The organism is Methylobacterium sp. WL9 (assembly GCF_008040035.1).
In the GTDB taxonomy this organism is placed as follows: Bacteria; Pseudomonadota; Alphaproteobacteria; order Rhizobiales; family Beijerinckiaceae; genus Methylobacterium; species Methylobacterium thuringiense.
The window spans coordinates 1-10,146 of record NZ_VRVE01000116.1 but is presented as its reverse complement, the minus strand read 5'-3'; the positions used below and the strand labels follow the sequence as shown (position 1 = coordinate 10,146).

Genomic DNA, 10,146 nt, shown 5'->3' with positions numbered 1-10,146 from the left:
CAAAAACTGGCCGTCTCCCGACCGTAAGAACCCGTTCGACGCGATGAACAGACCAGTCTCGCGAGACCCGAACGTCACCCGACCGCAAAAGCCCCAATTCCCGAGTTTTGACACGGCCTGGACCCAATAGTGTCGTGGATGTTGACCCGTGGCATCACCCAAAGCGGCCATCTGTCGTGTTCCGACAGTTGTTTGCTGGGCGAACTACGTTCAAGCAAACGACTTGCTCTATCGAGGGCCACATGCCGTACGTCCTCCGCAAAACGGGTCGGAGGGCGAAGGATTTGGCCGGTTGGGTGAAGGCGACATGACGGCCGAGGCGGGCCTGCCGTACTTCTCCCTGACGACGTCGGGCTTGCCTCCCGACGAGGCCTTCGAGCGATGGCGTACTCTCTTGGCGCCGATGTACGAGGTCGGACCAACAACGCCATCTGCCATGCTGCCCTTCGGTAGCAACATCACGTACCAGATCGGGGACCTCGTCACCCAACGCTCGCTGCTCTCGAACCAGCGGCTCCAGCGTGACCGCCGACGCGTCGAGGCCGGTCCCGACCACTACATGGTCCAACTCTACCGATCCGGCCGCTTCCAGGGCACTGTCGCTGGCAAACCGATCTCGGCCTCGCCTGGCACCGTGACACTCATCGGCCGCCGTCACCTGCTCGATGGCATGCTCGACCGAGCCGATGTGATCGGCATCGCCGTACCCTGCACCCAGCTGCACGGGCTGCCGCTCGAGGAGCACGGCATGCGCTTCGATGCGGCTCGCAACCGGCTGATGGCCGCACGCATCTCGGACATCTACCGCCGCTTGCCGACCACGCGCCCCGACGACGCCCCGGCCCTCGCCGATGACTTCGTCGCCTTCCTGCATCGCCTGCTCGATCCTTCGCAGGCCTCGGACGTGCTGGAGGGCCGAGCACTCGATGGGGGACTGCGTGCGCTGGCCAGGACGATCATACAGGAAAACCTGACGCGGCCCGATCTGTCGCCCGCATTCATCGCTGGGCAGATGCATGTCTCGCGGGCCACGCTCTACCGGCTGTTCGACCCAGCGGAGGGCGTGATGAACTTCGTGCAGGGCGAGCGCCTGAAGGCGGTGCGCGATGCCCTGGCCGATCCGATGGAGACGCGCACCCTTAGCAAGTTGGCCGAGGTCTTCGCCTTCAGCAGCGTCGCGCATCTCAGCCGCAGCTTCCGCAATCGGTACGGCTCGCCACCCCAGGCTTGGCGTGGCGAGCGTCGAGTGGTCCAGCAGACTGTCAGACGGGCGGCCTTGCAGCAGGTTTGGAAATGGCTGCGCGAAACGTGACGCATCCCATGATGCGTGTCCCAGCGCCGGCTAGACGGCTGCATAGGTCATGTCCCCCTTAACCGCGTAATCTTGCTCGACGACGGGCCTCCACCCGGTCTTCAAGCCGCACCCGGAGCAAGCGTCCTCAATTCGAGTTTTGGCATCGGAAGCAGACCGGCGAAAATCCACCCAGCCTGGTTTTAGTTTTCGTCCATCAGGCTAACTGGAAGCGGACCTTCCCGGGGTCCGCAAGGGGTAGGAAGCGGTCCCTGACCCTTCGCCCTGAAGCGGACCTTCCTGTTCCGACCCAACTACGCCGTAACGACGAACCCAGCTGGTGCTCCGAAGTAGACCCTCGCAGCACCGCTCATCGCCGTACGGCTCCACTTGGGGAGTCGCATCGTCACGCCTCTACCAACGGTACAGGAAGCCGCCCTTGACCCCGTGGATCTGGGTGCGCTCGGCACCGACCTGTCCGGTGTATGCGATCGATAGCGTTGTTGCTGGTGTGACCTGCCAATCGAGCCCGGCCTGCGCCACCAGGGCGTCGCGCGCGATCGGTACACCGGCCGTCAGGAAGGTCTGGCCGGCCGCGCCGAAGCTGAACAGCGTCGCGGGCACCACGTCGCCATAGGCACGGCGATAGCCGACGAGGCCGCGCACGAAGATCGGCGTGGTCGAGCCAAAGAACTCGCCGATCTGCCCTTGCGCCTGCACACCCACCGTCGAGGTGGCGATGTCGTAGTCCTGATCCCTGCTGGTCAGGGCCGCGGCGCCGCCGCGCTCGGTGAAGCCGTCGCGGCTGATCCGGATGGCCGCACCGCCGACGAAGGGTTCGAAGTAGCCATTGCCCGAACCGATGCGGTACCCAGCCTCGCCGAATGCCTGGCCGAGCGAGCCGCCGTAGCGGGCGCTGGCGTTCTCCGAGAAGCCGGGGAAGAGCACCGCGCGGTTGGTGGCGAGGCTCGAACCGGCATAGGCACCGCCGAGCCGCAACTGTACCGGGCCGAAGCTGCCACCAGCATAGAGCGCACCGTAGCCGCTCTCCACCGTGCCGGTGGACTGGCGGCCGGTGATGTCGAGGTTGGTGAAGGTGTAGCCACCAGCCACACCGACGCGCCAGTTCTGGTCGAGACGGGTGTCGGCGCCGAGCACGAAGCCCGAGGTCTGCTGATCGAGGCGGGCGGCGTTGCCGTCGCCACCGATCGAACCGAACGAGCCAAAACCCTGGCCCCAGACCGCCACCGGGTTCGGCGCGACGAGCTGCGTCGAGACCGGCACCGGCGCCGTCGTCCGGCCCGGAAGATCGGCGGTGTAAACCGCCGGCAGGGTGGTGCCGGGGGCGAAGCGTTGGCCGATACCCTCCGCACCGAGGCCACCGAAGCTCGGGGTCTCGCCGAAGCGCAGGCGGTCGAGGATCGCCTCACGCACGAGGTATCCCGTGGCGAACTGACTCGTCACGGCGTTGGAGTGGATCTCGCCCGAGAGCGCATCGAAGGCCTGGCGGGCCTGAGAGGCCGAGAGCACGGCAATGCCGTTGTAGAGCGGCGTACCGACACCTTGAGCCTGAGCCGCCGCTGCGACATTGCCCTGGTTGCGCGTGACGGCGACGGCGCCGAACTCCAGATCGTTGCGAGCGAGGCGGAGGAAGGCGTCGTTGACGCCATAGGTCAGGAACGGGGTCAGGAAGGCGAAGTTCGAGGTCACACCGGCGAACCGCCCGGTGAGGCCGCCGGCCGCGCTGAGGATCGTGTAGCTCGTGGTCGGGTTGTAAAGCCCAAACTGCGCGGTGACCTGCACGGTGCCGCCCTGGAGCGTGGCGGTGCCGGTGGCTGCGATGCGGTCGGACTGGCCGGCCGGCGTGGCATCGACCTGATAGAGCGACTGAGCCGCGAACAGCACGTTGCCGGCGACGTTCAGCGTGCCGAGGCTGCCCGCAGTGGTGCCGACTCCCGGTGCGACGGTTGCGCCCGACTGAACGGTTAGGCCGCCGATCCGGCCGGTACCGCCGCCGACGGCGCCGTTCGCCACGTTGACCGGGGAGGCAGCAAGGCTGCCGTTTATCACAAGCCCGCCGGCCGCGACCGTCGTCGGTCCCGAGAGCGTCCCATTGCCGGTGTAGGTGAGTGTACCGGTACCCTGCTTGGTGAGGCGCCCCGTGCCGTTGAGCGCATTGCCCAACGTGGCGTCGCTGGGCTGGTCGATCACCAGCGCCGCGTTGTTCGTGACCGCCCCCGAGCCGAGTCCGACCGCTGCGCTCACCAGCGTACCCGCGGCGATGGTGGTACCACCGGAATACGTGTTGGCGCCGGTGAGCGCCAGGACGCCCGTGCCGAGCTGCTGCACAATGCCGGTACCCGAGATCGTGCCGGCGAACGTGACACCATTCGTGCGGTTGAAGGCCAGCGTGCCGTTGTCGACGACGTTCGCGGCGAGCGAGCCCGCCGTGCCGCCGTTGCCGACCTGCAGCAGTGCGCCGGACGCGATCGTCACGCCGGAGGCATAGGACTGATCGTCGATGATGGACCAGCGGCCGCCCTGGACGTTCAGGATCTCGACGTTGATGACGTTGGCGAGCGTGCCGGTGCCCGTGCCGATCAGATTGATGGTGTCGGTGCCGACACCACCATCGATCCGGCCGGTGATGGTCGATCCGGTCGCGATGCTCAGGATGTCGTTGCCGCCTTCGAGGCTGATGGCGCGGCCGTTGTTGCCGATGATGGTGCCGTAGTTCGCGAGGACGTCGTCACCCTCGCCCATCTGGATCGCGGCCCCGTCGCCCCGGATGAAGCGCGCCGCGCCGGTCCCGGTATAGGTGACGCCGTTCAGGGTGCCGACCGAGCCAGGATCGGCGGTGTTGTCGCCGCGCAGGATCACCGCGTTGGGGTCCGAAATCGCACCGTTGCCGATGATCGTCCCGAAATTTTCGATGGTGTCGTTGTCCCGCGTCGTGCCGGTCTTGTTCTCGAGACGGATCGCATAACCGTTCTGGCCGACGATCATGCCGCCGACGTCGTTCCGGATCGTGGTCGCCGCAACGCCGCTGCGGCTGTTGTCGGGGTTGCTGTCGTTGTTGACGACGATGGCGTAGGTCGCGCCACGGATCGTGCCGTCGTTCTGGATCGCGCCGCCGCCGATCGAGATGCCCTCGCTGTTGTTGGCCCGGTTGCCGTTGTCGAAACCGCCGGCTCCGGTCCCCTGGATCGTGCCGTGGTTGATGATGGTGGCTGCGAAATCGATGTCGACGCCATCGCCGTCGCCGCGGGCGGAGCCGTCATAGGCGCCAGTGATCGTGCCGAAATTGATCACGGTGCCGGTGCCGTCGGAGCCGACGCCGGATCCGTTGCGGCCGGTGATGGTGGCGCCGGACGCGTTGTTGACGACGATTCCGGTATCGGTGGTGATGCCGTGGCGCAGGCCCGAGATCACGCCGCCGGCCTGATTGTTCACGGTGCCGGTCTTCCCCTGGAAGTCGATGCCGTCGAAGGAACTGCCGGCCGCGCCCGTCGAGAAGATGGTGCCGGCATTGTTCACCGTGGCACCCTGGCCCGGGCGGATCGCGTCCTGGCCGTCCGAGCGAATCAGACCACTGGCGAGGTTGTTGATGGTGATCGTTGCGGCGCCGCTGGCGGCCGTGTCGAAGTCGAGCGCCTGACCGCTCTGCGACCGGATCGTGCCGGCATTGTTGATCGTGATGGTGCCAGCCGTCGGGTTCACGTTGATGCGGAACGCGTCGTCGGGAGAGATGATCAGGGCGCCGGCATTGTTGGTCAGAAGGATCGAGCGGAGATTGTCCGTGCCTGAGGCGTTGATCGCCCGCGTCCCGGCCGCGATCGCCTGGATCGTCCCCGAATTGGTGATTCTCAGGGTCGTGGACGCATTGTTCCAGGTGATTGCCGTCCCGGTGGTCGACTGAAGCGTCGATCCCACGCCGACGGTGCCGACATCGGTACCGCTCACGGTCTTCGGGGTGCTGTCGGTGACGCCGTTCGCGACATTGAAGTTCGCCGCCTGCGCGGCAGGCACCGCCAGCAGGCCGAACGTAGCCGCGAGGATCGCTGCGCAGCTGGTGCTCATCGTCGACATCGTAACCCTTGGTTAAAGCCAAGCTTCCGCTAAGTTCGACACATGACGGTCGGGTGACGACGGCCGCGCACCCTGGCGCTATCTCGCCATTTGCCTGAACTCGGCGGGGAGCCGTGGCGGAGAAGCCGCTCTTTCGGGCGGCTTCCCGGGGGCAGGCGCTCACCAGCGCAGATTGAAGCAGTCGAGCCGCTCTCACACGTCCTGGTCGTAGATCGCCGCCTCACCAAGCAGCCTGCGAGCGGACGTTTCCAGCTTCTGCAACGGGTGGGGAGCGGAACCTGATCTTTCGCTCCGAAGCGGACCTTCCGATTCCGACCCAACTTCGCAAACCACGAACTTTTCGACGCCGCCAGAAAGCGGTCCTTCGTCACGGCACTTTTTCGGGGAGATGGCGCCTTAACAAGCGGTCTGGAAGATGGTGGCTTTCTGCAAATTTAACCTCGGGAAGCATCTCAGTTCTGAGGGACTAGATTGCGAAGTTTATCATTAATCATACAGGCTAATTATTCCAGATTGGCACATAAATTTCGTAGCAGTCACGATTTTTTCATAAGCGGCATTCATTTTTCCATATGTTGTTCGAGGACGCTTTTATGACAAGTCATATGACTGTCGACAAAAATATTATTGAACCTTTATTAAACAGACCTGCTTACAAAATTAATTTTCCAAAAGATGTCGAGCTCATTTTTAAAACACTAGGTCAGCCTGCACGTCGACGCGAATCAACAATCGCAGCATCAGTCGGGCTATTGATTTACGGATTTCTCTTCTACGCAGACTATCTTCTTTTAGGAGATGTGTTGTCTACAGCTGCAATGATACGCTTTGGCATTGTGGCGCCGCTTGGACTTGGCGTCATCTGGTTTGGCGCTCGGACTCAATCGCCGCGCGCCCGCGAAGTGTGTCAGTCCATAATAACTATAATAGTAGCTGCAAGTCTAACGGCAATGGAATTGCGCAGTTCAGCTCCTGGCAGAACCTTTCATCATTTTGGCTTTGTTGAGATCATCGTATATGGCGCGATTGTCCAGCGTCTCCCATTTAAATATGCACTTGGAACGATTTCAGTCATTACGATAATTCATTTAGCAACTGTGCTGCAAATGCATGAAATCGAACTGCAGATGCGCCTAGCATCCAATTCGCTGGTTCTAGGTGCAGCGATCTTCATCCTAGTTGCGAGCTTCTCAGGCGAGCGTTGGGAAAGGCAGCGGTTCCTCATGACGATGCTCGACGCCGCACGCGTCGCCGAGCTCGACCAGCTGGCCCGCAGCGATGCACTAACCGGCCTCGCCAATCGTCGATCCTTAGATGAGTTTTTAGCGCATGAGCTGAGCGAGAATGTCGCCGTGCTGCTGCTCGATGTCGATGCGTTCAAGCGATACAACGACTACTATGGTCACCAGCAAGGCGACCAATGCCTCCGCGCTGTCTCACAGGCCATTCTGTCCGCGGCAGCGCATGCTTCCATAGTCGCCCGGTACGGCGGTGAAGAAATTGTCGTGGTGCTCCGGCAGGCCGATAAGGAAACGACGCGAGGGGTGGCAGAACGAATGCGAGCCGCTGTCCAGGCACTCGGCATTCCCCACATAGCTGGCGGCCCGTCGTCGGTGGTAACCGTGAGCGTTGGCGCCGTGATCGGTTGTTCGAGAGGCGATCGTGGTTTGATGCGCCTCATCCGGCACGCGGACGAAGCACTCTACGCTGCGAAAGCTGCCGGGAGGAACCAAGTTGCAATGTACGGAGAAAGCGAACGGGTTTGGGCATTAGCATCGTAGCCCGAAGCATAGGCCTTCGCTCAGGACTTAAGATTCGCACGCTGGAAGACCTATGAGTTGGGAGCTTGCGTCCCCCCGACCAATCGTCGAACGTCCGCCTACTGCATGCTCCTACCTGACAGCGATCCGACAACAACTCACGCAGTTTGGTCGTAGCGAGGACGGGCGGGTATCGACCCACCGCGGTCATGGCCCGATACGGATTGCATTTCCGCCACCAGACACTCCAGTGCCCCGATGCGGACCAAGCGAACCGAACTGGCCGACCTCGGAACCTTCCTCGCTATCGCGCGCCATCGCAGCTTCCGGCGGGCCGGTCTGGAACTTGGCGTCAGCGCCTCCGCGCTCAGCCACGCGCTTAAGGCGATGGAGGCGCGCCTCGGCGTACGCCTCATCAACCGCACCAGCCGCAGCGTTACGCTCACGGCGGCAGGCGATGATCTGCTCGCTTCGCTGGACGCGCCGTTCGCGGCAATCGGCTCCGCGCTCGACGTGCTCAACCAGCACCGGGAGCCGACGAAGGCGACCGGGCGCATCCGCCTGAACGTGCTCGAACATGCGAGCACGTTGTTGCTCGCCCCCGTGTTGCCTCCCTTCCACGAGCGCCACCCGCAGGTCGAGATCGACGTCCGGGTTTCCAACAATCTACTCGACGTCGTGGAGGCTGGAGCCGATGCGGGCATCCGCTACGGCGGGACTGTGCCTCAGGACATGGTCGCTCAGCGCCTGTCAGCCGATCTGCGCTGGGTGGTAGTTGGAGCGCCGGCCTATCTGGATCGCCACGGAACGCCCGATCATCCGCGTGACCTCGGGGCTCACCGATGCCTGCGCATCCGCCTCGGCGACGACAGCCTCTACCGATGGGAGTTCGAGAGAGCTGAGGAGCAGATCGCACTCGAAGCTCCCGGTTCGGTGACCATCGACAACACGCAGTTCGCCCTCTCCCTCACTGTGGCGGGCGGCGGGCTCGCTTATCTTCCCGAGCCGTGCGTCGGCCCCTCGGTCGCCCAGGGCGAGCTTCGCGTCGTACTGGCGGATTGGGCTCCGATGGGACCGGGCTTCCACCTCTACTATCCCGGTCGTCGCCAGCTGCCGACCGGATTGCGGCTCCTCATCGACCTGATCCGCGAGCTGAAGCCGCTCGGATTGTAGCGGCCGCATCGCCGACGATGAACTCGGCTCATCGTTCCGTTGAAGCACGGACAGCTGACCGGCAGCTCGCGCGAGGTCTAAGTCCGGTACATCATTGAGGTCAGCTGAGAGATCGAGCCATGCGCCGTTTCATCGGGAAGGTCGCCTTCGTCACAGGCGCGGCCAGCGGCATCGGCCGCGCCGCCGCCATCGCGTTCGCGAGGGAGGGCGCACGGGTCGCAATCACGGACCGCACGGAGGCTGCGCTGGAACAACTTCGCGCTGAGATCGAGGCGGATGGCGCAGAGGTTATCGCGATCCGGTGCGACGTGTCGGTGCCGGAGGACGTCGAGGCTGCGGTGGCCAGAACCGTCGAGCGGTTCGGCCGCCTCGACTGCGCCTTCAACAACGCGGGCGTCGAAAACAAGGCCGCTCCCGTCCACGAGATCGCCCTCGACGAATGGGACCGCATCCTCGACATCAATCTGCGCGGCACGTTCGTGTGCATGAGGCACCAGATCGCACAGATGCTCCGGCAGGGCGGCGGCGTGGTGGTCAACACGTCATCTGGCGCGGGCGTCAGAGGCGTGGCGGGGGGCGCGAGCTACGCCGCCTCGAAGCACGCCCTGATCGGCCTCACCAAGTCCGCCGCCCTCGACTACGCGAAGGCGAATATACGGGTGAACGCTGTTTTGCCCGGGAACATCGAGACGTCGATGATGGATCGCTTCACAGGCGGCGACATCCAAAAGGCAATCGACCTCGAGCCGGTAGGGCGACTGGGGAAGCCCGAGGAGATTGCAGAGGCTGTCTTGTGGATGTGTTCGGACCTTGGTGCCTTCGTGACCGGCGCGTCGATATCGGTCGATGGTGGCTGGTCGCTCTGACAGGCGTTTCCGAGTCGACGGAGGAAAGATCGAATGGATATCAAGCGCAGCGGAAGCCAGCCTTCAGGCCAGGGACCGTCTGAATGGTTCACCGGCACGGTTCGGATCGACCCGCTCCATAGTGCGCCCGACCCCGCCCGCGTCGCGATGGCCAGCGTGACGTTCGAGCCGGGCGCGCGGACGGCGTGGCACACGCACCCGCTCGGCCAGACGCTGATCGTTATGTTCGGGCGCGGATGGGTTCAGCGCGAGGGCGGCCCGGTCGAGGAGATCGCACCGGGTGACGTCGTTTGGTTCGAGCCGAACGAGAAGCACTGGCATGGGGCCACCGCGACCACCGCGATGACGCATGTCGCGATCCAGGAACGTTTGGATGGCAAGGCCGTGACATGGATGGAGCAGGTCACCGAAGGACAGTATGCCGGGTCGTGAACTTCGGCTCTCAGGGCCGCTTTCAGCGATCCAATGCCGAAAGCGGACCGGCGCAAATCCACCCGTTTCGGTCGTAGGTCTCTGCCTCGCCGACTGACCTACAAGCGGACGTTCCCGGCATCTGCAACGGGTCGCAAGCTGCCGGTAGGGCAACGTCTGCATGTTTTCATGGGCAATCCGAAGCGGTCGTTCCTGTTTAGCCCAACTTTAATCGTTTCCAAGCCCCCACCGACCGCTATCCGGCTCGTAGCTTTATGACGCGGTTGCAGCGGTGGTTACAGTCACGTGGCGATGCCGTGGTGAGCAGAATTCGCAGAAATTTCACAGCGTTTCACGCTCGATTTCGGTCCGCCCATCGGCGACCGCAACTGCGATTTAGTTGAATGGCGTGGAATTTCGTGCGATCGCTTGAAACTGCCGAACGGGAAGATTCGCGCTCTTGTAAGCGGTAGGTCGCGAGTTCAAGTCCCGCAACCGGCACCACTCTATCCCCTTCGAAAGACAAGGCTTTTCGATTCCTTGAATGCCGCTCGTA

Annotated in this window: 6 protein-coding genes; 5 read left to right on the top strand and 1 reads right to left on the bottom strand. The window is 63.5% G+C overall.

The genetic code is table 11. The features are described 5' to 3' along the window. Nucleotides 1-148 precede the first annotated feature (148 nt). The gene (locus FV217_RS20765) at nucleotides 149-1,312 is read left to right on the top strand and encodes a helix-turn-helix domain-containing protein (protein WP_246683068.1); all 1,164 of its coding nucleotides are present in this window, start codon (nucleotides 149-151) and stop codon (nucleotides 1,310-1,312) included. Nucleotides 1,313-1,705: 393 nt separating this feature from the next. On the opposite strand, the gene FV217_RS20760 is transcribed toward FV217_RS20765, so the two are convergent. Continuing rightward, complete coding sequence (locus FV217_RS20760) at nucleotides 1,706-5,371, bottom strand: autotransporter domain-containing protein (protein ID WP_147820275.1); 3,666 nt, start codon at nucleotides 5,369-5,371, stop codon at nucleotides 1,706-1,708. A gap of 581 nt (nucleotides 5,372-5,952) precedes the next feature. On the opposite strand from FV217_RS20760, the gene FV217_RS20755 reads away from it, so the two are divergent. The 4 genes from FV217_RS20755 to FV217_RS20740 all read left to right on the top strand — a co-directional run bounded on the left by FV217_RS20755 (nucleotide 5,953) and on the right by FV217_RS20740 (nucleotide 9,611). Further along, nucleotides 5,953-7,161 carry a diguanylate cyclase gene (locus FV217_RS20755; protein WP_147820273.1) on the top strand — a complete coding sequence of 403 codons (1,209 nt, stop codon included), beginning with the start codon at nucleotides 5,953-5,955 and terminating at the stop codon, nucleotides 7,159-7,161. 237 nt (nucleotides 7,162-7,398) lie between these two features. Then, the gene (locus FV217_RS20750) at nucleotides 7,399-8,313 is read left to right on the top strand and encodes a LysR substrate-binding domain-containing protein (protein ID WP_147820271.1); all 915 of its coding nucleotides are present in this window, start codon (nucleotides 7,399-7,401) and stop codon (nucleotides 8,311-8,313) included. 119 nt (nucleotides 8,314-8,432) lie between these two features. Next, on the top strand, nucleotides 8,433-9,179 hold the full coding sequence (locus FV217_RS20745; protein ID WP_147820269.1) for a glucose 1-dehydrogenase: 747 nt from the start codon (nucleotides 8,433-8,435) through the stop codon (nucleotides 9,177-9,179). 33 nt (nucleotides 9,180-9,212) lie between these two features. Next, nucleotides 9,213-9,611 carry a cupin domain-containing protein gene (locus FV217_RS20740; protein ID WP_147820267.1) on the top strand — a complete coding sequence of 133 codons (399 nt, stop codon included), beginning with the start codon at nucleotides 9,213-9,215 and terminating at the stop codon, nucleotides 9,609-9,611. The last annotated feature ends 535 nt before the right edge of the window (nucleotides 9,612-10,146 follow it).

Bases quoted from the DNA above. Each gene is read 5' to 3' on its own strand.
- FV217_RS20750 (WP_147820271.1), top strand. From the start codon at position 7,399: ATGCGGACCAAGCGAACCGAACTGGCCGACCTCGGAACCTTCCTCGCT.
- FV217_RS20740 (WP_147820267.1), top strand. From the start codon at position 9,213: ATGGATATCAAGCGCAGCGGAAGCCAGCCTTCAGGCCAGGGACCGTCT.
- FV217_RS20760 (WP_147820275.1), bottom strand. From the start codon at position 5,371: ATGAGCACCAGCTGCGCAGCGATCCTCGCGGCTACGTTCGGCCTGCTG.
- FV217_RS20755 (WP_147820273.1), top strand. From the start codon at position 5,953: ATGTTGTTCGAGGACGCTTTTATGACAAGTCATATGACTGTCGACAAA.
- FV217_RS20745 (WP_147820269.1), top strand. From the start codon at position 8,433: ATGCGCCGTTTCATCGGGAAGGTCGCCTTCGTCACAGGCGCGGCCAGC.